General features: G+C 69.4%; 22 protein-coding genes and 1 tRNA gene. 11 read left to right on the top strand and 12 right to left on the bottom strand.

All coding sequences use genetic code 11. The features are described 5' to 3' along the window. Window positions 1-161: 161 nt before the first annotated feature. Both EV278_RS16515 and EV278_RS16510 read left to right on the top strand, forming a co-directional pair. Window positions 162-4,997, top strand: a complete 4,836-nt coding sequence (locus EV278_RS16515) for an NAD-glutamate dehydrogenase (RefSeq protein WP_132093795.1) — start codon at window positions 162-164, stop codon at window positions 4,995-4,997. A 128-nt stretch (window positions 4,998-5,125) separates the two neighbouring features. Next, window positions 5,126-6,358: a DUF418 domain-containing protein gene (locus EV278_RS16510; protein ID WP_132093792.1), complete on the top strand. Its 1,233-nt coding sequence runs from the start codon at window positions 5,126-5,128 to the stop codon at window positions 6,356-6,358. Here the strand turns inward: EV278_RS16510 and EV278_RS16505 are convergent, their stop codons facing one another. The 3 genes from EV278_RS16505 to EV278_RS16495 all read right to left on the bottom strand — a co-directional run bounded on the left by EV278_RS16505 (window position 6,359) and on the right by EV278_RS16495 (window position 8,022). After that, entirely contained in the window at window positions 6,359-6,703 is a 345-nt protein-coding gene (locus EV278_RS16505; protein ID WP_132093789.1) for a hypothetical protein, read from the bottom strand. Further along, window positions 6,700-7,164: a hypothetical protein gene (locus EV278_RS16500; protein WP_132093786.1), complete on the bottom strand. Its 465-nt coding sequence runs from the start codon at window positions 7,162-7,164 to the stop codon at window positions 6,700-6,702. Before EV278_RS16500 ends, EV278_RS16505 begins: the two co-directional genes overlap by 4 nt. An 87-nt stretch (window positions 7,165-7,251) precedes the next feature. Then, window positions 7,252-8,022, bottom strand: a complete 771-nt coding sequence (locus EV278_RS16495; RefSeq protein WP_132093783.1) for a dienelactone hydrolase family protein — start codon at window positions 8,020-8,022, stop codon at window positions 7,252-7,254. A 407-nt stretch (window positions 8,023-8,429) separates the two neighbouring features. Here EV278_RS16495 and EV278_RS16490 point away from each other — a divergent pair, with 407 nt between their 5' ends. Then, complete coding sequence (locus EV278_RS16490) at window positions 8,430-9,080, top strand: exopolysaccharide biosynthesis polyprenyl glycosylphosphotransferase (RefSeq protein ID WP_207905502.1); 651 nt, start codon at window positions 8,430-8,432, stop codon at window positions 9,078-9,080. On the opposite strand, the gene EV278_RS16485 is transcribed toward EV278_RS16490, so the two are convergent. After that, window positions 9,074-9,526 (bottom strand): hypothetical protein, encoded by a 453-nt coding sequence (locus EV278_RS16485; protein ID WP_132093777.1) that lies wholly within the window; start codon window positions 9,524-9,526, stop codon window positions 9,074-9,076. The genes EV278_RS16490 and EV278_RS16485 overlap by 7 nt on opposite strands. A 46-nt stretch (window positions 9,527-9,572) precedes the next feature. On the opposite strand from EV278_RS16485, the gene EV278_RS16480 reads away from it, so the two are divergent. From EV278_RS16480 to vsr, 3 genes are all read left to right on the top strand, one after another. After that, window positions 9,573-10,721 (top strand): DNA cytosine methyltransferase, encoded by a 1,149-nt coding sequence (locus EV278_RS16480; protein ID WP_132093774.1) that lies wholly within the window; start codon window positions 9,573-9,575, stop codon window positions 10,719-10,721. A 77-nt stretch (window positions 10,722-10,798) separates the two neighbouring features. Further along, a complete protein-coding gene (gene cysK / locus EV278_RS16475; RefSeq protein WP_132093772.1) occupies window positions 10,799-11,785 on the top strand; it encodes a cysteine synthase A in 987 nt (328 codons plus the stop codon). A 31-nt stretch (window positions 11,786-11,816) separates the two neighbouring features. After that, a complete protein-coding gene (vsr, locus tag EV278_RS16470) occupies window positions 11,817-12,275 on the top strand; it encodes a DNA mismatch endonuclease Vsr (RefSeq protein WP_132093770.1) in 459 nt (152 codons plus the stop codon). A gap of 81 nt (window positions 12,276-12,356) precedes the next feature. Here vsr and EV278_RS16465 read toward each other — a convergent pair whose 3' ends face one another. From EV278_RS16465 to EV278_RS16455, 3 genes are all read right to left on the bottom strand, one after another. Continuing rightward, entirely contained in the window at window positions 12,357-14,024 is a 1,668-nt protein-coding gene (locus tag EV278_RS16465; protein ID WP_243692231.1) for an ATP-binding protein, read from the bottom strand. A 297-nt stretch (window positions 14,025-14,321) separates the two neighbouring features. Next, on the bottom strand, window positions 14,322-14,612 hold the full coding sequence (locus EV278_RS16460; protein ID WP_132093766.1) for a DUF167 family protein: 291 nt from the start codon (window positions 14,610-14,612) through the stop codon (window positions 14,322-14,324). A gap of 4 nt (window positions 14,613-14,616) precedes the next feature. Next, complete coding sequence (locus tag EV278_RS16455) at window positions 14,617-14,919, bottom strand: YggT family protein (protein WP_132093765.1); 303 nt, start codon at window positions 14,917-14,919, stop codon at window positions 14,617-14,619. 115 nt (window positions 14,920-15,034) lie between these two features. Between EV278_RS16455 and EV278_RS16450 the strand changes: the two genes are divergently transcribed. Both EV278_RS16450 and EV278_RS16445 read left to right on the top strand, forming a co-directional pair. After that, a tRNA-Ala gene (locus tag EV278_RS16450) sits at window positions 15,035-15,110 on the top strand. A gap of 127 nt (window positions 15,111-15,237) precedes the next feature. Continuing rightward, on the top strand, window positions 15,238-17,448 hold the full coding sequence (locus EV278_RS16445) for a penicillin acylase family protein (protein ID WP_243692223.1): 2,211 nt from the start codon (window positions 15,238-15,240) through the stop codon (window positions 17,446-17,448). A gap of 34 nt (window positions 17,449-17,482) precedes the next feature. Here the strand turns inward: EV278_RS16445 and EV278_RS16440 are convergent, their stop codons facing one another. From EV278_RS16440 to EV278_RS16425, 4 genes are all read right to left on the bottom strand, one after another. Further along, window positions 17,483-17,812 (bottom strand): hypothetical protein, encoded by a 330-nt coding sequence (locus tag EV278_RS16440; RefSeq protein ID WP_132093764.1) that lies wholly within the window; start codon window positions 17,810-17,812, stop codon window positions 17,483-17,485. A gap of 134 nt (window positions 17,813-17,946) precedes the next feature. After that, window positions 17,947-19,176 carry an argininosuccinate synthase gene (locus EV278_RS16435; protein WP_132093763.1) on the bottom strand — a complete coding sequence of 410 codons (1,230 nt, stop codon included), beginning with the start codon at window positions 19,174-19,176 and terminating at the stop codon, window positions 17,947-17,949. 91 nt (window positions 19,177-19,267) lie between these two features. Further along, window positions 19,268-19,627, bottom strand: coding sequence for a hypothetical protein (locus EV278_RS16430; protein ID WP_132093762.1), 360 nt, complete (start codon window positions 19,625-19,627; stop codon window positions 19,268-19,270). A 1-nt stretch (window position 19,628) separates the two neighbouring features. Then, on the bottom strand, window positions 19,629-21,599 hold the full coding sequence (locus EV278_RS16425) for a potassium transporter Kup (protein ID WP_132093761.1): 1,971 nt from the start codon (window positions 21,597-21,599) through the stop codon (window positions 19,629-19,631). A 171-nt stretch (window positions 21,600-21,770) separates the two neighbouring features. Between EV278_RS16425 and EV278_RS16420 the strand changes: the two genes are divergently transcribed. From EV278_RS16420 to EV278_RS16410, 3 genes are all read left to right on the top strand, one after another. Next, window positions 21,771-22,208 (top strand): Rrf2 family transcriptional regulator, encoded by a 438-nt coding sequence (locus tag EV278_RS16420; protein ID WP_132093760.1) that lies wholly within the window; start codon window positions 21,771-21,773, stop codon window positions 22,206-22,208. Window positions 22,209-22,350: 142 nt separating this feature from the next. Beyond that, window positions 22,351-22,956, top strand: a complete 606-nt coding sequence (locus tag EV278_RS16415) for a flavodoxin family protein (protein ID WP_132093757.1) — start codon at window positions 22,351-22,353, stop codon at window positions 22,954-22,956. Between the two features lie 207 nt (window positions 22,957-23,163). Further along, window positions 23,164-23,964 (top strand): SDR family oxidoreductase, encoded by an 801-nt coding sequence (locus EV278_RS16410; protein ID WP_132093754.1) that lies wholly within the window; start codon window positions 23,164-23,166, stop codon window positions 23,962-23,964. Between the two features lie 6 nt (window positions 23,965-23,970). On the opposite strand, the gene EV278_RS16405 is transcribed toward EV278_RS16410, so the two are convergent. Continuing rightward, window positions 23,971-24,666, bottom strand: coding sequence for a MarC family protein (locus EV278_RS16405; protein WP_132093751.1), 696 nt, complete (start codon window positions 24,664-24,666; stop codon window positions 23,971-23,973). Window positions 24,667-24,676: the final 10 nt, after the last annotated feature.

Below are 24,676 nucleotides of genomic sequence, written 5' to 3'. Positions count from 1 at the left end.
CCGCCGGTTTCCCCCCAACCGGCGGCGCTTCCGCGTCCGCGGCCCAGCCGATCCCGTCCGGGCGGATCTTCTCGGTAAGATATTCTGCGCTTTTCCCTGGCTACGGTTGAAACTGGGCCTGGAAAGGCTAGGTTGTCGCCAAAAATTCGCGAGGAAATCCCATGGTCGGTGAAAAACTTGACCCCCCGGTGGCCACCGCTGAGCCGGAAGGCTTGATTCGGGCCTTCGGCGCGGCGCTGGGGCAAGGGGCGCTCACCGAGGCGCAGGCCCGGTTCGCCGCCCAGGTCCAGGAGGACTGGTCGGCGGAGGAACTGCCGGGTTTCGACCCGGCCGACGTCGCCCACGCTCTGGCGGAATTCTGGGCCTTCGGCGAGACCGCGACCGACCCGCTATCCATTCGCGTCCGGCCCGCCCGCCGGGCCGACGGGACCGACCTTAGGAGCGACCTGCTGGAGATCGTCCAGCCCGACCGCCCGTTCCTGGTCGACAGCATCATGGGCGCGGTCGCCGAGCACGGCTTCTCGGTGCGGGCCATGTTCCACCCCGTGATCGACACCCCCGCCGGCCGGCGCTCGATGATTCAGGTCTATCTGGCCCCGGTGGGCGAGGACCGGGAGGCCGCCCTGGTCGCGGCTGTCCGCGACGCCCTGGCCGACGTCCAGCTGGCGGTCGACGACTTCGAGGCGATGAAGGCCCTGATCCGCCGCACGATCGCTGAACTGCGCGCCTCCACGGCCCCGATCCCCGAAGGCGAGCGCGACGAGGGCCTGGCCTTCCTCGACTGGCTGGAGGGCGACCGCTTCGTGTTCCTGGGGGCCCGGGTCTACGACTATCCCCGCACCGCCGACGGCGGCTACGCGGCCGAGGAGCCGCTGTACCAGCCCGAGGGCAGCCTGGGCGTGCTGCGCGACCAGACCCTGACCGTGCTGCGGCGCGGCAGCGAGCCGGCCATCCTGTCGCCCCAGGTCCGCGACCACCTGCTGCTGGGCGCGCCCCTGGTGGTGGCCAAGTCGAACCTGCGCTCCAAGGTCCATCGCCGCGGCTACATGGACTATGTGGGCGTGCGCCGGTACGGCGCCGATGGCAAACCGTCGGGCGAGGTCCGGTTCGTGGGCCTGTTCACCGCCGAGGCCTACGAGACGCCCGCCCACGAGGTGCCGGTGATCCGCCGCAAGGTCGAGCACGTGCTCAAGGAGGCCGGCAAGGATCCCGAAGGCCACAGCGGCAAGCGCCTGCGCAACATCCTGGAGACCTGGCCGCGCGACGAGCTGTTCCAGATCTCCGAGGATGAGCTGCTGTCAATGGCCATGGGGGTGCTGCACCTCTACGACCGTCCGCGGGTGCGGCTGTTCGCCCGCAAGGACCCGTTCGACCGCTTCATCTCGGTGCTGATGTTTGTGCCGCGCGAGCGCTACGACAGCGGCGTGCGCGAGCGGGCCGGCAAGATCCTGGCCGCGGCCTTCGACGGCCGGGTCAGCGCGTACTATCCCAGTTTCTCCGACGCGCCCCTGGCCCGCGTGCACTATGTGCTGGGCGTGACGCCCGGCAAGCACGGCGATCCGGACCTGGCGACGCTGGAAGCCGCCGTGGCCGAGACCGCCCGCACCTGGGACGACCGCTTCGAGGCCGCCGTGCGCGACGGTGGGGCGCCGGGCCGCGTCGTGGAGACCCTGGCCCGCTGGCAGAACGCCTTTCCGCCTGGCTATCGCGACCAGTACGACGCGGCCGAGGCCCTGGCCGACCTCGCCGTGGTCGACAGCCTGGGCGCCGACGAGGCGGTGCGGGTCCGGGCCTTCCGCCTGGCCGGCGACGACAAGCTGACCTTCCGCTTCAAGCTCTACCGCCCCGGCGCCGCCGCGCCCCTGGCCGACGTGTTGCCGATCCTCGAGCACATGGGCCTGAAGGCTCTGATCGAGGACGGCTTCAAGTTGACCCCGGCCAGCGACACCCACGCCAAGGTCTGGGTCCACGAGTTCACCCTGCGCGACGAGCGCGGCGAGCACCTGTCGTTCGACGACATCAAGGCCGCCTTCGAGGCCGCCTTCGTCGCCATCTGGACGGGCCGCGCCGAGAGCGACGGCTTCAACCGGCTGGTGCTGGAGCTGGGCGTCGGCTGGCGCGAGGCCGCCCTGGTCCGCGCCCTGGCCCGCTACCGCCAGCAGACGGGCCTGGATCCCAGCCAGGGCGTGCAGGAGCAAGCCCTGTCGGACAATCCCGGCGTCACCCGCCTGATCCTCGACCTGTTCCGCATCAAGTTCGATCCGGCCGTCCGCGCCGACCTGGCCGCTCGCCAGGAGCAGGCCAAGGCCGTCGAGGCCGACATCAACGAAGCCCTGCAGGCGGTCGCGAGCCTGGACGCCGACCGGGTCCTGCGTCGCATCGCCGCCCTGATCGGCGCCATCCAGCGGACCAACTTCTTCCAGCTCGGCCCCGACGGCGAGCCCAAGCCCTACATCAGCTACAAGATCGCCTCGCGTGCGCTGGAGGACCTGCCGGCCCCCAAGCCGTATCGCGAGATCTACGTCTCGGCCCCGCATGTCGAAGGCGTGCACCTGCGCTTTGGGCCGGTCGCCCGCGGGGGTCTGCGCTGGAGCGACCGCCGCGACGACTTCCGCACCGAGGTGCTGGGCTTGGTCAAGGCTCAGCAGGTCAAGAACGCGGTCATCGTGCCGGTCGGCTCCAAGGGCGGCTTCTATCCGAAGAACCTGCCGCGCGGCGGCGACCGCGACGCCATCCAGGCCGAGGCGATCCGCGCCTACAAGACCTTCCTGTCGGGCCTGCTGGACATCACCGACAATATCGACGCCGACAACAGGATCGTGCCGCCGGTCGGGGTGGTCGTCCATGACGGCGAGGATCCCTATCTGGTCGTCGCCGCCGACAAGGGCACGGCCACCTTCTCCGACATCGCCAACGGCGTGGCCGAGGACTACGGCTTCTGGCTGGGCGACGCCTTCGCCTCGGGCGGCTCGGTCGGCTACGACCACAAGGTGATGGGCATCACCGCCCGCGGCGCCTGGGAAGCGGTCAAGCGCCACTTCCGCGAACTGGGCAAGGACATCCAGGCCGAGCCGTTCACCGCCGTCGGCGTCGGCGACATGAGCGGCGACGTGTTCGGCAACGGCATGCTGCTGTCCAAGCAGACCCGCCTGCTGGCCGCCTTCGACCATCGCCACATCTTCCTGGACCCCGACCCGGATCCGGCCAAGTCGTGGGCCGAGCGCGACCGGATGTTCAAGCTGCCGCGCTCGTCCTGGGACGACTACGACAAGAACTTGATCTCCAAGGGCGGCGGCGTCTTCGCGCGCTCGCTGAAGCAGATCCCGCTGTCGCCCGAAGTGCGGGCGCTGTTCGAGATCAAGGCCGAGACGGTGACCCCGGCCGAACTGCTGACCGCGATCCTCAAGTCGAAGGCCGAGCTGCTCTATCTCGGCGGCATCGGCACCTATGTGAAGGCCAGGGGCGAGAGCCAGGCCGAGGCCGGCGACAAGGCCAACGACGCCATCCGCGTCAACGGCGCCGACCTGCGGGTCAAGGTGGTGGGCGAGGGCGCCAATCTGGGCCTGACCCAGGCGGGCCGCATCGAGTTCGCGCAACTGGGCGGCCGGCTGAACACCGACGCCATCGACAATTCGGCCGGCGTCGACAGTTCCGACCACGAGGTCAATATCAAGATCCTGACCGGGATCCTGGAGCGCGGCGGCGCCCTGACCCGCGACGCTCGCAACCAGCTGCTGCCGACCATGACCGACGACGTGGCCAGCCACGTCCTGGCCGACAACTACGACCAGACCCTGGCCTTGTCGCTGATGGAAAGCGACGCGGTCTCCGAGGTCGAGTCCCACGCCCGGTTCATGACCGAGCTGGAGGCGAAGGGGCGGCTGGACCGCAAGGTCGAGGGCCTGCCCGAAGCGGCGGCTCTGACAGACCGCGCGCAGGCCGGCAAGGGCCTGACCCGGCCGGAAATGGCCGTGCTGCTGGCCTATGGCAAGATCGACCTGTTCGACGACATCGTCGCCTCCCGGGCGCCGGACGATCCCTGGTTCGAGGCGACGCTGAAGGGCTACTTCCCGTCGGCCCTCGGCCAGTACGGCGACGCCATGCAGCAGCACCGCCTGAGGCGCGAGATCATCGCCACGGTGCTGGACAACCAGATGATCAACATGTGCGGCCCGACCTTCCCCAGCCGCCTGCGCGCCGCCGCCGCCTGCGACACCACGGCCCTGGTCATCGCCTTCGCCGCGGCGCGGGAGATCCTGGGGATCGACGCCCTGTGGGACCAGGTCTCGGCCCTGGACGGCAAGGCCTCGGCCAACGGTCAGCTGGCGCTATACAAGGCGCTGGCCTACGCCGTGCGCAGCCTGACCTTCTGGCTGGCGCGCCGGGCGTTCAAGGACAAGTCGACGGTCAAGGCGCTGGTCGAGGCCTATGGTCCGTCGGTCAAGGCGCTGTCGGCCCTGGGGACCACGATCCTCTCGCCGTTCGAGCAGAAGGCCGTCGCCAAGCGGGCCAAGGCCTATGTGGCCGACGGCGCGCCGGAGGCCTTGGCCCAGGCCGTGGCGGCCCTGCAGCCGGTGACAACGGCGGCCGACCTGGTCGACCTGGGCAACGCGTCCAGCTGGTCGGTGGAGAACGTGGCCCGCCTCTATCACCAGGTCGGCGCGGCCTATGGCTTCGACCGCCTGCGCTCGGCGGCCGGTTCGTTCGTCGGCGGCGACGCCTTCGAGCGCCTGGCGGTTCGCCGGCTGATCGAGGACATGCTGGCCGAACAGACGGCGATCACCCAGGCGGTGCTGAAGTTCGCCGCCAACGCCCAGGCCGGCGACGACGAGGCCTCGGCCAAGGCGGCGGTGGCCTCCTGGGGGGCCCTGCGCGCCGAAGGCGTCCGGGCCGCCAAGCGCACGGTCGAGGATATCGAGCAGGCCGGCGGCGGCTGGACCTTCGCCAAGCTGACGATCGCCAACGCCGCCCTGCGAGGGTTGGCGACGGCGGGCTGATGTTTCACGACGGGGGCATACGCACGGCATGTCCCCGATGAGGTTTGCCTAACCCAGGGTTGTCGTTCGGGCGCGGACAGTCCAGGATCGTGACCGATCGGCGTAGGTTTGGCGTTTCGGGGGCGTGGATGGTCAAGGATCGTATCGTTCTGCTGGACTCCTTGCGGGGCCTGGCGGTGCTGGGCATCCTCCTGTGCAACATCCCGATCTCGGCCGAGCCTCACGCGGTGGCCACCAGCCTGACCCTGTGGCCGCTGGGCATGGCGCCGGACTCGGTGGCGGTCTGGTGGGTCACCCAGGTGTTCTTCCAGCAGAAGTTCTATTCGATGTTCGCCATGCTGTTCGGCGCCTCGATCCTGCTGGTCGGCGGCGAGGGTGGGGTGGGGGCCGACGCCGGCCAGCGCCGGAAGATCCTGATCCTGCGCCTGGTCAGCCTGCTGGCCATCGGCCTCTTCCACGGCCTGGTGATCTGGCAGGGCGACGTGCTCAACACCTATGCGATCGTCGGACTGCTGGCGCTTTGGGTCCGCGCGTGGCCGGCCAGGCGCCTGTTGCAGGCGGGGATCGGCCTGCACCTGGGGCTCTCGGCCTGGGGCGCCTGGAACCTGCTCAAGCACGCGGCCGAGGGCGGCGGCGACCCGCCGCCCGCCGCCATGGCCAAGTTCCTGGCCCAAGTCCACGCCGACAGCGCCCAGTACGCCGGAAGCTTCGCCCAGTCCTTCGTCCAGAACGCCAAGGACTACTGGGACTACGTGTCCGGCTCGTTCACCCAGTGGCCTCCGACCTGGCCGCTGCTGGTGCTGTCGCTGATGCTGATCGGCATGGGCCTCTACAAGCTGGGCGTCCTGAGCGGCAGGGCCTCGACCGGCGTCTATCAAGGCCTGATCGCCGCCGGCCTGGGCGCCCTGGCGATCGTCGGCATGGCCGAGACGACCTACATGCTGCTGCCCAGCCACCCCTGGCCCTCCCGCGCCCTGGCCCGCTGGCTGCAGAGCGCCACGGCCCCCGTGGTCAGCCTGGGCTATGTGGGACTGATGGTGATGGCGACGCGCGCTCGTCTCTGGAAGGCGATCCCGGCCGTGCTGGCGCCGGTGGGCCAGATGGCCTTCACCAACTACCTGACTCAGTCGGTCCTGATGACGGTGCTGCTGTACGGCGGTCGCGGTCCGGGGCTGTACGGCAAGGTCGACCGACCGTTCCTGGCCGGCGCCGTGGCCGTGATCTGGCTGCTGCAGATCCTGTGGTCGCGCTGGTGGATGGCTCGCTTCACCATGGGGCCGCTGGAGTGGCTGTGGCGGCTGGCCTATCGCGGTCCCATGCCGCTGCGCCGCGAGCGTCGCATGGCGCCCGTCGCGGCCTGATCAGGAGGCCGGCCTGGACGTGAGGAAGGTGTCCAGCGCCGTGTTGATCACGGTCAGGGTCACCGCGTCGCGCAGTCGCTGGGCCTCGGCCTGGCTGATCCCGGCGGCGGTGTAGCCGGCGATCTCGGTCAGGTCGGTCTCGCCCTGGACCAGGTTCCTGAACTCGGCCTGGCTGAGTTGGCCGGCCGCCAGCTGGCCGGTCCAGAGCGCCAGATTGGCCTTGGCCTTGTCGAGGGCGTCCTGGGCCAGGACCTTCACCTGGTCGGAATAGCCCTCGAAGCTGTCCTTGCCCAGCGCCGAGAGGTTGGCCTTGGCGGCCGCCAGGAAGTCGTCGAACTGGCTCATGACGCGCCGCCTTCCTCGATCTGGCCGCAGGCCGTGGCCTGCCGCTTGTTGGCCTCCAGGCAGAGGATGTAGTCGAACGCCCGGCCGATCTGGATCTTCTTCTGGTCGCGGAAGGCTGGGCTCAACGCGCCCTGGCTGCGCCACAGGGCGATCGTGCCGCCGTAGAGCGCTCGGCTTGGATCGCGCAGCACCGCCCATTGCCGGGCCGAAAAGGTGTTGAGCGGATCTGCCCCCGCCGCGCTGGCCGCGGCGTCGATCCGCGCCGTCAGGGCGTCCACCTCGGCGGCGTGGTTGGCGTAGGGATCTCCGGCCAGGTCCAGCAGCGACAGGGTCTGGGCCTTCAGGCTGGCGGCGGTGACCTGGGCGACGGGATTGGGCGGCGGCGCCACCGGCGCGCAGGCGACGGGCGCCAGGGCGAGGGTCAGGGCGAGCGCGGCTCGCGCGAACGGCGCCAGCTTCATGGAAGGCCTCCCGCTAGGAGGTGCGACCCTGGCATACAAATCTGGGACGCACAATCTTGGAGGGAAGAATGCGCGTTGAAGGCGAGTTTAGCCGGCCGCCGCCACCGCCAGGGCGCTGGCGAAATAGTCCTGAGTGCGGGCGAACAGGTCAGGTCGGTACCGGGCCCGCGGATCGTTGGCGCGATCGTCGTCGAAGGCGTGGGTGGCGTCCGGATAGAAGGCGGTGTCGACTACCAGGCCGTCGCGCTTGAGGCGTTCGAGCGCCTTCTGCGGATATTTCCAGCCGACCACCTGATCCTTGCCGGCGACGACGGAGAACACCTTGGGGCCAATGGCTCCCTGGACGTTGCTCCATCCCTGGCTGGAGGTCAGGGAGGGATAGGCCGCGTACGGATAGACCAGCAAGGCGCCCTTGACGCGGGCGCGCAGCTTCAGCGGATCGGCGTCGACGACGCCCGTGGCGCGGGCGGCGTCCTGGCCGATCGCATAGCCGTCCATGATCGCCCAGCCGCCATGGCTCCAGCCGGCCAGGAACACGCGCTCGGCGTCGGCCCAAGCCTGGCCTTCCAGCCAGGCCAGCATGGCGAAGATGTCGCCTGAGCGCTGGAGGCCTCGCAACGCGGTCCCGGTGCAGACCGTCAGCTTGGCGCGCAGCGGCGAGATCCCGCGCGGCGCGAAGCTGTCGACCACCACAGCCGCCCACCCGGCCTCGACCGCGACCTGGGCATAGGCCTCCAGGAACGGCGTCTTGCCGCCGCAGCCGTGCAGGATCAGCGCCACCGGGAAGGGGCCGGGTCCCGAGGGCCTGAACACCTTCGACGCGCCGGCGAGGCTGGCGCCCCATTCCGCGGACCTCATGGTGGCGCTAAGCATCACAGTACCCGTCCATGGCGAGCGTCATGAAATTTTCAATACGGGGCTGCATGGCCCAATTCGAGACACTAGTTTGGTGTCTCAAGAATCTGGTCCATGTGGGGAAACGACGAAAGAGTGTCAAAACGATCTAGCGTTGTGGCGAAAAAATACGCCGTCCCTGTCATCTGAACAACCAGATCGCAAAAAAGAGCTTTCGCGTGTTCCCTTATGGCTTCTGGATTGTTAATGGGGATCTCAGTGTGGACCAAGAAACAATCTCAGCAAAGCTCTCGAACAAGCCGCCGTTCGATACGGCTGAGCTTGGAAAGTTGAGTGGCGTGACCCTTGCTAGGGACGACTCCGAGGGCGTTATTCCATCGGCCCGGCACGAAGGACGGATGAGGTCTGATATGGAACAGGGGTACGCGATTACGGGTCTGGAACAGCCGCGCGCGTCTCGCACGGGGCCGGCCTACAGCTTTCAGAAGCGTCTCCTCGACATCGCGGGTTCTCTGGGACTGCTGATCTTTCTGGCTCCGACGCTTCTGTTGATCGCCCTGGCCGTCAAGCTCGACAGCCGCGGGCCGGTCCTGTTTGTGCAAAGGCGGACCGGCCTGAACGGCGTGCCGTTCCGCGTCTACAAGTTCCGCTCGATGACGGTCGCCGACGACGGCGCCGTCGTGAAGCAGGCCACCCGCAACGACAGCCGGGTCACCCGGGTGGGACGTTTCCTGCGCCGTTCCAGCCTGGACGAGCTGCCGCAACTTCTGAACGTGCTGAAAGGGGACATGTCGCTGGTCGGGCCGCGCCCGCACGCCCTGGCCCACGACGAATATTACGGCTCCAACATCGCCGACTATCACAAGCGTTTCCGCACCCGCCCGGGCATCACCGGCCTGTCGCAGGTCAAGGGCTTCCGCGGCGAGACCGAGACGGTCGCCGACATGGAACAGCGCATCCGGTTCGACAATCACTACATCGAGAACTGGTCGATCCTGCAGGACGTCTGGATCCTGGTCTCGACCGCCGTCGTGGTGCCGCTGCAGCGCACGGCCTACTGAGGCGGCGCCGTCCCCGGCGCGGCGGCGCAGCCCCTTAGCGTCCGCCCTTCGAGCGTGACCTCCGCGCGATAGCCGTATCGTCGATCCGACATGCCGTCCGAGCACGGTTCGGCCCGAAGTTTCAGCACCAGGGCGCCGGCGTCCCACACGCCGGCGCCGCCCTTGACCCTGACGCCCGGATTGTCGGCGCGGACCTCAGCCTCGCCCGCTCGCGTCAGGCTCAGGCCGTCCGGGCGGATCGCGCCGCCCCAGAACGGCTCGGTCCCCACCAGGTCGAAATCGCCGGAGAAGTCCGGTCCCGGCGGCGCCGAGGCCGGGGCGTCGGCCGGCGCGGTCGCGGCGCCGTCCGACGCGCCCATCGGCGACTCCCCGCACGCCGCCAGGCCCGCGGCGACACCCAGGACCAGGGGAAGGGCGACGCTCCTCGGGAACGTGAAACGAAGCATGGCGGCGCTATCCTCGCAGGGGCGGCTCACGCTAGACTCCCGGGCGATGAATCGGAACGCCGCTCCTGGCCCTGTCTTCTACGAATTCTTCGCCGGCGGCGGGATGGCGCGCCTGGGCCTGGGCGAGGCCTGGACCTGCGCCTTCGCCAACGACTTCGACCCGGTCAAGGCCGCGACCTATCGCGCCAACTTCGCCGACGCGGGCTCGACGGACGGCGAGGGTCATTTCCGCCAGGGCGACGTCTGGAAGATCGCGCCGGCCGACCTGCCGGGACAGGCCGACCTGGCCTGGGCCTCCAGCCCCTGCCAGGACTTCAGCCTGGCCGGGGCCCGGGCCGGTCTGCAGGGCGGGCGATCCTCGGCCTTCTTCGGCTTCTGGAAGCTGATGGAGGCGCTCTCCGCCGAAGGGCGCGGCCCGGACACCGTGGTGGTCGAGAACGTGGTGGGCCTGCTCACCTCGCACGGCGGCGCCGACTTCACCGCCCTGTGCCGGGCCCTGGCCGACCAGGGCTACCGGTTCGGCGCCCTGGAGATCGACGCCGCCCGCTTCGTCCCGCAATCGCGGCCGCGGGTGTTCGTGATCGCCACCCGCCTGCCGGTCGAGGGCCTGACCGGACCCAGCCCGTTCCAGACCCGCGCCGTGCGCGAGGCCCACGCCCGCCTGCCGGCCGACCTGGCGGCCGCCTGGACCTGGTGGGGCCTTGCCGCGCCGCCGGCCCGCAACACCGATCTTTCGGCCCTGCTCGAACCCGACGACCAGGTCACCTGGCGGCCCGACGCCGCGACCGCCGCCCTGCTGGACCTGATGGCCCCAGCCCACCGCGCCGCCGTCGAGGCCCGGGTCCAGAGCGGCGAGCGGTCGGTCGGGGCGGTCTTTCGGCGGATGCGCGGCGGCGAGCAGCGGGCCGAGGTGCGGTTCGACGGCCTGGCCGGCTGCCTGCGCACCCCGCGCGGCGGCTCGTCGCGCCAGACCTTGCTGGTGATCGACCGGGGCCAAGCGCGCTCGCGCCTGCTCAGCCCGCGCGAGGGCGCCCGGCTGATGGGCCTGCCCGAGGCCTATCGACTGCCCCGCAGCGCCACGGCCGGCCTGCACGTGATCGGCGACGGCGTGGCCGCCCCGGTGGTGCGCTGGCTGGCCGAAGGCCTGCTGACTCCGCTGGCCTTCAGGAAAACTGCGCCGCTCGCCGCCGAATGAGCCGCTGACACGTCAAAACCCCCGGCCTAAGGTGGCTTGAACCCAGGCCGCCAAAGCCACACCAAGCGAGACTTCCCATGGACGACGCCTCCTCGATCTACGACGCCGCGCGGTTCAAGCGCGCCGGACGCGGCAAGATCTTCGACTCGATCCTCGACACGGTCGGCGACACCCCGCTGGTCCGCCTGCCCAACCTGACCGCCGAGCTGAAGCCCAAGGGCACGGTCGTGGCCAAGCTGGAGTTCTTCAACCCGCTGGCCTCGGTCAAGGACCGCATCGGCGTGGCCATGATCGAGTATCTGGAGGCCAAGGGCCTGCTGAAGCCGGGCGGCACGATCGTCGAGCCGACTAGCGGCAACACCGGCATCGCCCTGGCCTTCGTGGCCGCCGCCAAGGGCTACAAGCTGACCCTGGTCATGCCCGAGAGCATGTCGATCGAGCGCCGCAAGATGCTGCTGCTGCTGGGCGCCAAGCTGGAGCTGACCCCGGCCGAAAAGGGCATGCGCGGCGCCGTCGCCCGGGCCCAGGAGATCATCGAGGCCACGCCCGGCGCGGTGATGCCCCAGCAGTTCGAGAACACCGCCAACCCGCTGATCCACCGGGTTTCGACGGCCGAGGAGATCTGGAACGACACGGCCGGCGCCGTGGACGCGGTGGTCTCGGGCGTCGGCACCGGCGGCACCATCTCGGGCGTCGGCCAGGTGCTGAAGGCCCGCAAGCCGTCGGTGAAGATGATCGCCGTCGAGCCAGAGGCCTCGGCCGTGCTGTCGGGCGGCGCGCCCGGCCCGCACAAGATCCAGGGCATCGGCGCTGGCTTCGTGCCGGGCATCCTCGACCGCGGGGTGATCGACGAGATCATCCAGGTGAGCAACGACGACAGCTTCGCCATGGCCCGCAAGGCGGCCTCGACCGAGGGCCTGCCGGTGGGCATCAGCTCGGGCGCGGCCCTGACCGCCGCCTTCGACCTGGCCATGCGCGACGACTATGCCGGCAAGCTGGTGGTGGCGATCATTCCCAGCTTCGCCGAGCGCTACCTATCGACGGCGCTGTTCGAGGGTCTTTGATCCACCACGCGGGCGAGGGCGTTAGGGCGTCATGACCGACGTCTTCGACCCCGCCAAGCGCTCGGCCGTGATGGCCCGGGTCAGAAGCCGGGACACCAGGCCCGAGCTGCTGCTGCGCCGGCTGCTGACCGGACTGGGCGCGCGTTACCGCCTGCACCGCAAGGACCTGCCCGGCTCGCCCGACGTGGCGATGCCGGGCCGGCGGCTGGCGATCTTCGTCCATGGCTGCTTCTGGCACGGCCACGACTGCGCCCGGGGGTCGCGGGTGCCCAAGGCCAACCGCGACTACTGGCTGGCCAAGGTGGCGCGCAATGTGGCTCGCGACAGCCGGAACCTCGCCGACCTGACCGCCGCCGGCTGGCGGGTGGAGACGGTGTGGGAGTGCCAGATGAAGGACCAGGCGGCGTTACGGGAACGGCTGGCCAAGCTGCTCGGCGAAACGTCCCCCTTGCCCCCACCTGACCGCTTCGCGGTCTGTCCGCCCCCATAGGGGGCGGCGCCTCGCGCTCCAGGCTCTTCCCCCCGTGGGGGAAGACGATCGTGCAGCGATCCGTAGGGGCAAGTCCGCGCCTTAAGCCGCCGCCCTCGACGCCCCCGTCCGCAGCACCTCGCTCAAGGCCGCATGCAGCTGGCTGGGATCGATCGGCTTGGCGACGTGGGCGTTCATGCCGGCCGCGCGGCAGGCCTCCCAGTCCTTGGCGGTGGCCGAGGCGGTGACGGCGATCACCGGGATGTCGCGATTGGGGCCCTCCATCGCCCGCAGCTGGCGGGTGGCGTCGCGACCATCCATGCCCGGCATGTAGACGTCCATCAGCATGACCTCGAACACCTCGGACTGCAGCAGCTCCAGGGCCCGTTCGCCGGATTCGGCCAGGGTGGGCTGGATGCCGAAGGACTGCAGCACCAGCTCAAGAGCCCGGCGGTTGACCACGTGGTCGTCGACCACCAGCACCCGCGCCCCCTCGACGACGGCGCCGCCGATCCGGGCGCCCGGCGCCTGGGCGGCCTTGAGCCGGACCTCAAGCCGGAAGCGCGAACCCTTGCCCGGCTTGCTGGTCACGGTCAGGTCGCCGCCCATCAGCCGGGCCAGCTCGCGGCTGATCACCAGGCCCAGGCCGGAGCCGCCGTGTTCGCGGGCCACGTTGGCGGCCAGCTGGTCAAACGGCGTGAACAGCCGCGCCATCTGTTCCTCGGTCAGGCCCCGGCCCGTGTCGGCGACCACGGCCTCGAACACCAGGCCGCCGTCGGCCTCGCGCGCCGCCAGCCGCACGGTGACCGCGCCGCGCTCGGTGAACTTGATGGCGTTGGACAGCAGGTTGTTGAGCACCTGGCGCAGCCGCAGGGAATCCCCCGCCACCCAGCGCGGCAGGTTGGCCGCGCCCTCGACCCGCAGGCGCAGGCCCTTCTTCTGGGCGTCGGGCCGCCACAGCCGCAGGGTGTCGGCCATGGCCTGGCGCAGGTCGAACGGCGCCTGCTCGACCGCCATCCGCCCGGCGTCCAGGCGCGACAGGTCGAGCAGGTCGTTGAGCAGGGTGCGCATCATCGCGCCGGCGTCGCCGATCAGCTGGGCGTGGATTTTCGATCCGGCGTCGGGCAGGTCGCTGTGCAGGCGGGCCGCGCCGGCCAGAATGGCGCTGATCGGCGTGCGCAGCTCATGGCTGATCATCGCCACGAAGGCGGACTTGGCGGCCACGGCCTCTTCGGCCTCGTGGCGACGGCGCTCGGCCTCGTCCTTGGCGGCGGCCTCGGCCTGCAAGGCCCTTTCCAGCGTGCGCGCGGCGACGAACACCGAGACGATCAGCAGCAGCACCCCGAACCACAGGGCGTAGGCCAGGGGCGCGTTGGGATTGGCGGCGCGGGCCACGAACGGCACAGTCATCAGATAGACCACGTGCGGCGCCGCGGCCGAAAGGGTCGCCGACCTCAGGCTGCTGTTGACGACGATGACGTTGAGCAGGGCCCCGGCCAGCAGCAGCCCGCCCAGGGTGGGCGCGAACCGCTCGTGCGAGGCGAACAGCGGCAAGGACAGAAAGCCGAAGATCGTCGAGGTGAGCGCCGGCATCAACACCACGACCCAGCCCATGGCCCAGGCCTTGTCCCGGTCCGCCGGGCCGGAGCACGACGGCGCGAGCAGGGCCCGAACCAGCGCCAGTTCCAGAAGTTGGGCCGCCGCGTAGACGGCGGCCCAGATCCACACCCAGCGCATGCCGACGAAGACATGCAGCATCGTGGCGATCATCACCGTGGCGAGCACCCGCAGATACAGGTTGCCGCGACGGGCGACCGCCACCCTCGCCGGCCCTGAGTGATGGTCCTTGCTGTCCACGTCGCCCCCGCAACGAATGCGTCCGCCGCGCATCCCGCACAGCCCATAGCATGAAACGCTTCGGCTAAGAGGAGGTGAAAGAACGCGGTTCGTCGCCGGCCAAACTAGCGTCGAACGACAAATTGTACCCCGAAAGCGAGCCCTTAAGGGCGCGTAGCGCCACGAGAAGCGCCTTTCCCAGGATTTGCGGCCGCCAATTGCCCCGCCGTGTCAGCGGCCGGTCTTCGGCGGCGCGCCCAGCGCCCGCTCCAGCGACGACGGGTCGCAGCCGGCGATGTCGATCAGCTTGACCCGGGCGCCGGCCCCCGAGACCAGGGTCAGGGACGACTTGGGCGTTCCCAGAACCTTGGCCAGGAAGGCCAGCAACGCGGCGTTGGCCGCGCCCTCCACCGGCGGGGCCGCGACCCGGACCTTCAGATAGGGCCGGCCGTCGGCGTCGACCGCCCAGCCGTCGACCGCCTCGCGCCCGCCGCGCGGGGTGAGTCGGACCGCCAGCCGCATGGGGCTAGCCCAGCATGTAGAGCGGCGGCGCCAGGTAGACGTTGAACAGGATGCGGATCACGGTCAGCGCCAGCCAGGCGATGATCGGGCTGAAGTCGATGCCGCCCAGCGGCGGGACCACGCGCTGGATCGGACGCAGCACGGGATCGGTGACGCGCTCCAGCATCGTCAGCACCTGATAGACGACCTGGTTGCGGGTGTTGATGATGTCGAATTGCACCAGCCAGCCGATGATCGCCCGGACGAAGATGAAGAGGATGGCCAGGCCGATGACGGTATTGACCAACCAGACGATAGCCGAGCCCATGGGCGTTCCTTGCGTGACAATGGCAAGACGGATGTAGCGCGCCCGCGCCATTGTTCCAAGGACCGCAAACCCCGCTTGACGCTTCGCCCCCGCCAACGTATCTCCGCGCTTCCTTGGGGCCGTAGCTCAGATGGTAGAGCGCCTCGTTCGCAATGAGGAGGTCAGGGGTTCGATTCCCCTCGGCTCCACCAAGGACCTTCCCGACATCTGCTGACGATCTTTCGCGCGAAACGGGCCGGATCGTGCCCGGCCTCCCGGCGGGCCTGGACAAGGTCGCGGCGGCGCCCGACGGTCCGGTCGTGATCGGGAGGGTGCATCTTGCGGATCGGAAACCTATTGCTGCTGTCGGCCGCCTGCGCCGCGCTCGCCGGGCCGGCCCTGGCCGCCCAGCCCGCCGGCGACCTGGCCCGCCAGCGCACCGTCGCCGCCCGGGTCCAGATCACGCGGGACGACTGGGGGATCGCCCATGTGCACGGCAAGAGCGACGCCGACGCGGTGTTCGGCATGGTCTACGCCCAGGCCGAGGACGATTTCCCGCGCATCGAGGCCAACTACCTGACCAATCTGGGCCGTACGGCCGAAGCCGAGGGCGAGGCGGCGATCTGGCAGGACCTGCGGATGCGGCTGTTCGTCGATCCCGCCGACCTGAAGGCCCGCTACGCCGCGAGCCCCGCCTGGCTGAAGGCCCTGATGGACGCCTGGGCCGACGGGCTGAACTTCTACCTGGCGACGCATCCGCAGGTGAAGCCGAAGGTCATCACCCGGTTTGAGCCCTGGATGGCGCTGAGCTTCACCGAGGGCAGCATCGGCGGCGACGTCGAGCGGATCTCGCTGGGCGAACTGGAGGCCTTCTACGGCAAGCCCCAGCTCCAGGCCTCGGCCGAGGTCCGGGCTCGCGAACTGGCCCAGGCGGTGGAATTCCGCGAGCCCACCGGCTCCAACGGCTTCGCCATCGCGCCCTCCAACACCCGGGACGGCCACGCCCTGCTGCTGATCAACCCGCACACCTCGTTCTTCTTCCGCTCCGAGCTGCAGATGACCAGCGACGCGGGGCTGAACGCCTATGGCGCGGCGACCTGGGGCCAGTTCTTCATCTACCAGGGCTTCAACGCCCATGCCGGCTGGATGCACACCTCCAGCACGGTCGACGTGGTCGACGAATTCGCCGAGACCCTGGTCCGCAAGGACGGCAAGCTGTTCTACCGGTACGGCGCCGAGGACCGGCCAGTGACCACCTCGACCGTCGAGGTCGCCTACAAGGCCGCCGACGGCGCCCTGGCCCGTCGGACCTTCACCGTCTACCGCACCCATCACGGCCCGATCGTCCGCGCGGCCGACGGCAAGTGGGTGGCCTTCGCCATGATGTACCGGCCGGTCGAGGCCCTGGAGCAGTCGTTCCTGCGCACCAAGGCGACCGACTACGCCGGCTTCCTGAAGGTGGCCGAGCTGAAGGCCAATTCCTCGAACAACACCCTGTTCGCCGACGACAAGGGCGAGGTGGCCTATCTGCACCCGCAGTTCATCCCCCGCCGCGACGACCGCTTCGACTACACCAAGCCGGTCGACGGCTCCGATCCCGCGACCGATTGGAAGGGTCTGCACGCCCTGTCCGAGGCGCCGCACCTGAAGAACCCGCCGAACGGCTGGCTGATGAACACCAACAACTGGCCCTATTCGGCGGCCGGGCCCTACAGCCCCAGGCAGGCCGACTTCCCGCGCTACATGGACAGCGTCGGCGAGACGCCGCGCGGGATCCATGCCGCCCGCGTGCTGAGCGCCCGCAAGGACTTCACCCTGCCGACCCTGATCGAGGCGGCCTACGATCCCTACCTGACCGCCTTCGCCGATCTCATCCCGGCCCTGTCCAAGGCCTATGACCAGACGCCGGACGGCGATCCGGTCAAGGCGCGGCTGGGCGACCAGATGGCGGCGTTGAAGGCCTGGGACCTGAAATGGTCGGAGGGCTCCACCGAGACCTCGCTGGCGGTGTTCTGGGGCGAGGCCCTGTGGGCCAAGTCGGCGGCGCCGGCCAAGGCGCAGGGCGTGTCGGTCTACACGTACATGGCCGAGCGGACGACGCCGGCCCAGAAGCTGGCGGCCCTGGCCCAGGCCTCGGACCGGCTGGCGGCCGACTTCGGCGACTGGCGCACGCCCTGGGGCCGGATCAACCGCTTCCAGCGCAACGACGGGGCCATCGTCCAGACCTTCGATGACGCCAAGCCCTCGATCGCCGTGCCCTTCACCTCGGGCCAGTGGGGCTCGCTGGCCTCGTTCGGGGCCAAGCGTTATCCGGGCACGAAGAAGTACTACGGCACCAGCGGCAACAGCTTCGTGGCGGGGGTCGAGTTCGGATCGCGGGTGAAGGCGCTAGCCGTATCGGCCGGCGGCGAAAGCGGCGATCCCGAGTCCCCGCACTTCGCCGACCAGGCCCAGCGCTACGCCAAGGGCGACCTGCGGATGGTCTATTTCTACCCGGACCAACTGGCCGGCCATGTCGAGCGAAGCTACCGGCCTGGCGACGTCAAGTGACGGACGAGGGCTAAGGCCCTCTTTTGGGGCCAGGTCAGGCTCCGGTCGCATCCACGACGATGGCGACGGTCTTGCCGCGGGACAGAGGGTCCCATCCGGCCGCGATGGCCGATGCGATGGCCCTGGCCACCAACGCGGGGGCGATCTGCGAGGCCTTCAGGAGCGGCGCGCCGTACCGGGGGTGCGGGCCGGGCGGGAACTCGATCACCGCCTCGCGCTGCCCCTCCGCGTGACGCACGGCGATGGCCATCCCGTGCAGCACCGGGGCGTCGCTGGACCAGCCGGGCTGGCGATGGAGCCGCCAGAGGAAGGGCTCGCCATCGACTTCGATCTCGAGTTCAGGACTTTGCTTGGTTCGCGCCATGCCGGGGTGTTAGCCCGGCGAGCGCGTTCAAGCCACCCCTGCTCTCGGCGGCGGCTGCCTCCGCCAGCGTCACGGGCCAATAAAAAGCCCCGCCGTCGCCGGCGGGGCTTTGTCGTCTCGATGGGCCGTCAGCCCTAGCCTTCGCGCTTGTCGCGCTTGGCCAGGACGCGCAGGCGCAGGGCGTTGAGCTTGATGAAGCCGCCGGCGTCGCGGTGGTCGTAGGCGACCTTACCCTCCTCGAAGGTGACCAGGTCCTGGTCGTAGAGGCTGTAGGGGCTGGTGCGGCCGATGACGGTGACGTTGCCCTTGTAGAGCTTGACGCGCACCTGGCCGCTGACCTTCTGCTGGCTGTAGTCGATGGCGGCCTGCAGCATCTCGCGCTCGGGCGAGAACCAGAAGCCGTTGTAGACCAGCGACGCATATTTCGGCATCAGCTCGTCCTTCAGGTGCATCGCGCCGCGGTCGAGCGTGATCGACTCGACGCCGCGGTGGGCGGCCAGCAGGATCGTGCCGCCGGGGGTCTCGTAGACGCCGCGCGACTTCATGCCGACGAAGCGGTTCTCGACCAGGTCCAGGCGACCGATCCCGTTGTCGCGGCCCAGCTCGTTGAGCTTGGTCAGCAGGGTGGCCGGGCTCATGGCCACGCCGTCGATGGCGACGGGATCGCCCTTTTCGAAGTCGATGGTGATGGCGGTCGGCTTGTCCGGCGCGTCTTCCGGCGCGATCGTGCGCATGTGGACGAACTCGGGGGCCTCGACGGCCGGGTCCTCCAGGACCTTACCTTCCGAGCTCGAGTGCAGCAGGTTGGCGTCGACGCTGAACGGGGCCTCGCCGCGCTTGTCCTTGGCGATCTGGATCTGGTGCTTCTCGGCGAAGTCCAGCAGGGCCTCGCGGGACTTGAAGTCCCACTCGCGCCACGGGGCGATCACGTGGATGTCGGGCTCCAGGCCGTAATAGCCCAGCTCGAAGCGGACCTGGTCGTTGCCCTTGCCGGTCGCGCCGTGGCTGACGGCGTCGGCGCCGGTCTTGCGGGCGATCTCGATCTGCTTCTTGGCGATCAGCGGGCGGGCGATCGAGGTGCCCAGCAGGTACTGGCCCTCATAGACCGTGTTGGCCCGGAACATCGGGAACACGAAGTCGCGCACGAACTCCTCGCGCACGTCCTCGATGAAGATGTTCTCCGGCTTGACGCCGGCGGCCAGGGCCTTGGCGCGCGCCGGCTCGATCTCCTCGCCCTGGCCCAGGTCGGCGGTGAAGGTGACGACCTCCGCCCCGTATTCGGTCTGCAGCCACTTGAGGATGATCGAGGTGTCGAGGCCGCCCGAATAGGCGAGCACGACCTTCTTCACGGGCTTGGCGGCCATGAGCGGGGTCCTTCCGAAGGAAACACAAAGTCGGGGGCGCGTTTAGCGCGGTTTCGTCGCTATTGAAACGGCGCCCTGCGAAGTTCTGATGTCAGAGCCTGATCTGGCCTTCGGCGGCCAGCTGGTTGAGGGCCCGGCGCACCTGGGTCAGGTGGACCACCGCGAAGATCGCCGCCACGATGGCGCGCACGCACAGCAGGATGATCGCGACGTTCAGCTCGGCCGGACGGCGGCTTTCGACCAGCAGCCAAAGGCTGAGCAGGAAGGCGAGGGTGGGAACCGAGGCCAGGGCCACGGCGCGGGGCGCCCGCCACAGGGTCTTGCCCGACGGCGACCACAGCATCGGCACCAGCACGTCCTTGACCTTGCCCCAGGCCATGCGCGAGGCCCCGCCCATGATCGACAGGGCCAGCAGCCACAGCACGTCGCCGATGACGCCGAGGATGTTCATCCTAGACCGTCACCTGCGCGCCCAGCTCGACGACCCGGCCGGGCGGGATCTTGAAGAAGTCGGTCGGGTTGGTGGCGTTCTTCATCAGGAAGATGAAGATCCGGTCCTGCCACAGCGGCATGCCGCTGTTGGCCGACGGCACAATCGACCGGCGGCCCAGGAAGAAGCTGGTGGCCATGATGTCGAACTTCAGCCCCTGCTGCTTGCGCAGGATGGCCAGGGCCTTGGGCACGTTCGGGCTTTCCATGAAGCCGTAATAGATCTCGACCTTCTTGAAGTCGGCGTTGATCGCCTGGGTGCGGACGCGGTCCTCGTCGGCGACGCGGGGCGTCTCGGCCGTGCGGACGGTCAGGATCACGTTGCGCTCGTGCAGCACCTTGTTGTGCTTGAGGTTGTGCATCAGGGCGACCGGGGTCATGTCCGGATCGGAAGTCAGGAAGATCGCCGTGCCGGGCGCGCGGTGGGGCGCGCGGGCCCGCAGGATCTCCATCAGGTCAACCAGGGGCACGCTGTCGCGGCGGGTCTTGTCGGTCAGGATCTGGGCGCCGCGCGTCCAGGTCCACATGATCAGCACCAGCACCGCCCCGAAGGCCAGCGGCAGCCAGGCGCCGTCCGGGATCTTCAGCATGTTCGAGGCGATGAACACCATGTCGATCATCGCCAGCGGGATCAGCAGGGCGGCGGTCTGCCAGAGGCTCCACTTCCACACCAGGCGCAGCACCACATAGGCCAGCAGGGTGTCGACGAACATCGCGCCGGTCACGGCGATGCCATAGGCCGAGGCCAGCTTGTGCGAGCTCTGGAACATCACCAGCAGGATCAGCACGCCGACCAGCAGGAAGGTGTTGACCGACGGTACGTAGATCTGGCCGGCCTGGGTCTCGGAGGTGCGCTTGATGTCCAGGCGCGGCAACAGGCCCAACTGCACCGCCTGCTGGGTCATCGAGAAGGCGCCGGTGATCACCGCCTGGCTGGCGATCACCGTGGCCACCGTGGCCATCAGCAGCACCGGCCAGTAGGCGAAGGTCGGGACCATGTCCCAGAACGGATTGTGCCGCGAGGCGGGGTGGTCCAGCACCAGCGAGCCCTGGCCCAGATAGTTCAGGGCCAGGCAGGGGAAGGCCAGGTACAGCCAGGCCGCGCGGATCGGGCTTTTGCCGAAGTGGCCCATGTCGGCGTACAGGGCCTCGGCCCCGGTCACCGCCAGGAACACGCTGCCCAGGATCACGAAGCCCAGAAAGCCGTTCTCAAGCAGGAAGCGCAGGCCGTACCAGGGATTGAAGGCGCGCAGGATCGACAGGTCGTCGACCAGGTGGAACAGGCCCAGGGCGCCCAGGATCAGGAACCAGGCGGCCATCACCGGTCCGAACAGGGCGGCCATCCGGTGGGTGCCCTTGGCCTGGACCAGGAACAGGGCCACCAGAATCCCCGCCGAGATCGGCAGCACGTAGGACGACAGGGCGTGGCCGACGTGCGGCGCGTCCTTCATGCCCTCCACCGCCGACAGCACCGAAATGGCCGGGGTGATGATGCCGTCGCCGTAGAACAGGGCCGCGCCGATCACGCCCAGGAAGAACACAGCGGTCGAGCGCTTGTTGCCGACCTTGCCCAGCGCCTTCTGGGCCAGGGCCATCAGGGCCAGGGTGCCGCCCTCGCCCTTGTTGTCGGCCCGCATGAAGAAGATCACGTACTTGATCGTGACGAACAGGGTCAGGGTCCACAACACCAGCGACACGACGCCCAGCACGGCGTGCTCGGTGGCGGTGGTGCTGCGCGAATGGGCGAGCGCCTCGCGCATGGCGTAGAGCGGGCTGGTCCCGATGTCGCCGAACACCACGCCCACGGCGCCGAGCGCCAGCGCCAGGAAGCTGTGCCCTTTCAGGTCATGGCCGGCTTGCGGAGGGACATCGCACAGGGCGGCGTTGGGGGCGGCGCTGTCGGAAGCGGGCGCGCCAGAGGCTTCGGAAGCCATTCAATCCCTCCGGGGTCGCCCTCGCAAAACGCGGCGCGGAGCCCCATATCGATCAAGCGGGGCGCGATACACCCAATCCCGCTCGGGTTCAATCGCGACCTGACGCCCGACGACGACGATAGTTTTTGGTTGAACGCGCGAGCGACGCCCTTAGGGTCCTGTCATAGAAAAATGTCCGACAGTCAGAAATTCCCCGTCGCCGCGCACGCCTTGGCCTATCTGGCGCACAAGAAGGCGTTCTCGGCGGACCGCGCCGTGGCCAGCGCCGAGCTGGCCGCCTCGGTCCCGACCAACCCGGTTGTGGTGCGTCGCGTGACGGCCATGCTGGGCAAGGCGGGGCTGATCGGCGCGCGGGCCGGGGCCAATGGCGGGGCCTGGCTGTTGAAGGCGCCTGAGGCCATCACCCTGGATGTCGTGCTGCGGGCCGTGAACGGCTGCGCCCACCTCGGCGTCGCCCCCAAGGGCGTCAAGGGCTGCCCGGTCGGCGAGAAGATCCCCGACGCCGTGCGCGGGGCGATGATCGCCGCCGACACGGCCGTCGCCGACCGTCTGTCGCAGATCTCGGTCGCCGACCTCCTGAACAGCGCGACCGTCGAGGCGGCGGCGTAGGGCGGAGTCATCGCCGCTAAATCGGCTTGCAGAATAACTGCACCAACGTCGGTTGCTGATGCCCTGGAAAACGCCATGGCCGCACATACGTAATCGACACGGTTTCAGTTGCGAAGCCGCAACCATTCCAGGGCTCACGACAATGACCAAGGTCGCCATCGTTTACCACTCGGGCTACGGCCACACCGCCGTCCTGGCCGACAAGATCGCCGAAGGCGTCCGCGACGCCGGCCAGACCCCGGTGGTGCTGAAGATCGACAACGCGGCGCAGGACTTCGCGCCGATCATCGAGGAAATCACCGCGGCCGACGCCGTGGTGTTCGGCGCGCCGACCTACATGGGCGACGTCTCTGGCGTGTTCAAAGTGTTCGCCGACGCTACCGCCGGGGTGTTCTTCACCGGCGCCTGGAAAGACAAGCTGGCCGCCGGCTTCACCAACTCCCACAGCTTCGCGGGCGACAAGGGCCATGCGCTGGAAAGCCTGACCATCCTGGCCGCCCAGCACGGCATGAACTGGGTGAACCTGGGCCTGGCCCCTCCCGGAGTCACGGCCGCCGAGCGCGGCCCCGACACGCTAAACCGCGTCGGCTCGTTCATCGGCCTGGCCGCCCAGTCGGACAATGCCTCGCCGGAGATCACCCCGCCGGCCGGCGATCGCGAGACCGCCCGCCTGTTCGGCGTGCGCATCGCCGAGGCCGCCGTCCGTTGGACGCGCGGCGCCCAACCGGCGCTCAGCGAAGCCGCCTAACGAGAGGTCCGCCCGTCCTTCCGGTCCCCCAGCCCGAAGGACGGGCCCCGCGGCGCTCCGGCGCCGCCGAGGGGGCGCTTGAGCCCGAGCGCCCCCTCCCTCCTTTCCAGGCTCAGGACGGGGGCTGGTCCCGGGCGCGCTTGAACCAAATCGACGGTCGTGCTTGGTCTGGTGACGTTGAACCGCGTTGCTCTGGACACACGCCGCATGGCCCGCCGCCTCGCCCTGATCACCGGCGCCTCCGCCGGCATCGGGGCCGCCTTCGCCCGCATCTACGCCAGCCACGGCTATGACGTGGCCCTGACCGCGCGCCGGCTGGACCGGCTGGAGTCCCTGGCCGCCGAGATCCGCCTGCGGTTCGGGGTCGAGGCCTATCCGATCGCCGCCGACCTGGGGGAGGTCGGGGCCGTCGACCAGGTGCTGGCCGCCATCGAGGCCGAGGGCCGGGTGGTCGACGCCTTGGTCAACAACGCCGGCTATGGCCTGCCGGGCGCCTACGCCCAGACCCAGTGGACCGACCAGGCCGCCTTCCTGCAGGTGCTGCTGGTTTCGGTCTGCGGCCTGACGCACAAGGTGCTGCCGGGCATGATCGAGCGCGGCTTCGGCCGGATCGTCAACGTCGCCTCGCTGGCCGGCCTGGCGCCGGGCGCGGCCGGCCATACCCTCTATGCGGCGACCAAGAGCTTCCTGGTGAAGTTCTCCCAGAGCCTGCACCTGGAGACGCAAGACGCCGGGGTCCACGTCTCGGCCCTGTGCCCGGGCTTCACCTATTCGGAATTCCACGACGTCAACGGCACCCGGGCCCAGGTCAGCCAGAGCTTGCCGGCCTGGCTGTGGCTGGGCGCCGACGAGGTGGCCGCGGCGGGCTACGAGGCCGCCGAGGCCAACCGTGCGATCTGCGTGCCGGGCTCGCCCAACAAGGCCATCGCCGTGCTGGCCAAGCTGATTCCCGACGACTGGGCCCTGGCGCTGATGGCCAGCCAGGGGTCGCGGTTCAGAAAGGTTTGATCGGCCCTACCGATGCTCCGTGTACGGCGCCTTGGCGTCGGCCCGGATCAGGCCGCGCGTCGCGTCGCCCACGCCGATCAGCACGAACTGCACCGCCAGGGCGCAGAGGATCAGGCCCAGCACCCGCACCACGATGCTCATGCCGATCCGGCCCAGCACCCGGCTGATGATCGGCGAGGCCCAGAAGGTGGCCACCAGCACCAGCGCCACGGCCGCGATCACTCCGCAGCCGATGGCCATGCCCGCCAAGCCGAAGCTTTTGGCCTCGCTGGCGTAGATGATCACCGTCGAGATCGCGCCCGGCCCGATCAGCAGCGGCATGGCGAACGGAACGATCAGCCGCTCGAACCGCTGCCTGGCGTAGACCCGGGCCGACTGGCCCTCAACGCCCTCGGCCGCGTCGGCGAACATGGTGGTGAAGTCGTCGCGCACCATGTCCAGGCCCAGGATGAACAGGATGATGCCGCCGGCGATGCGGAAGGCCGGCATCGAGATGCCGAAGAACTCCAGCAGCGACACGCCGGTGAAATAGAAGAAGATCAGGAAGGCCGCGACGAACAGGCCGATATAGACCGCCACCATCCGTCGGCCGGCGGCGGCCGCGCCCAGGGTGGCGGCGGCGAACAGCGGCACGTTGCCGATCGGGTCGATCAGGGCGAACAGGGCGACGAAGAAGTTGACGGCGAGCTCGGCCTGGCTCATTCGGGGTGCT

Source organism: Caulobacter sp. BK020 (assembly GCF_004342605.1).
Lineage (GTDB): Bacteria > Pseudomonadota > Alphaproteobacteria > Caulobacterales > Caulobacteraceae > Caulobacter.
The sequence above is the reverse complement of the archived record's forward strand: the minus strand, read 5'-3'. Positions and strand labels throughout refer to the sequence as shown.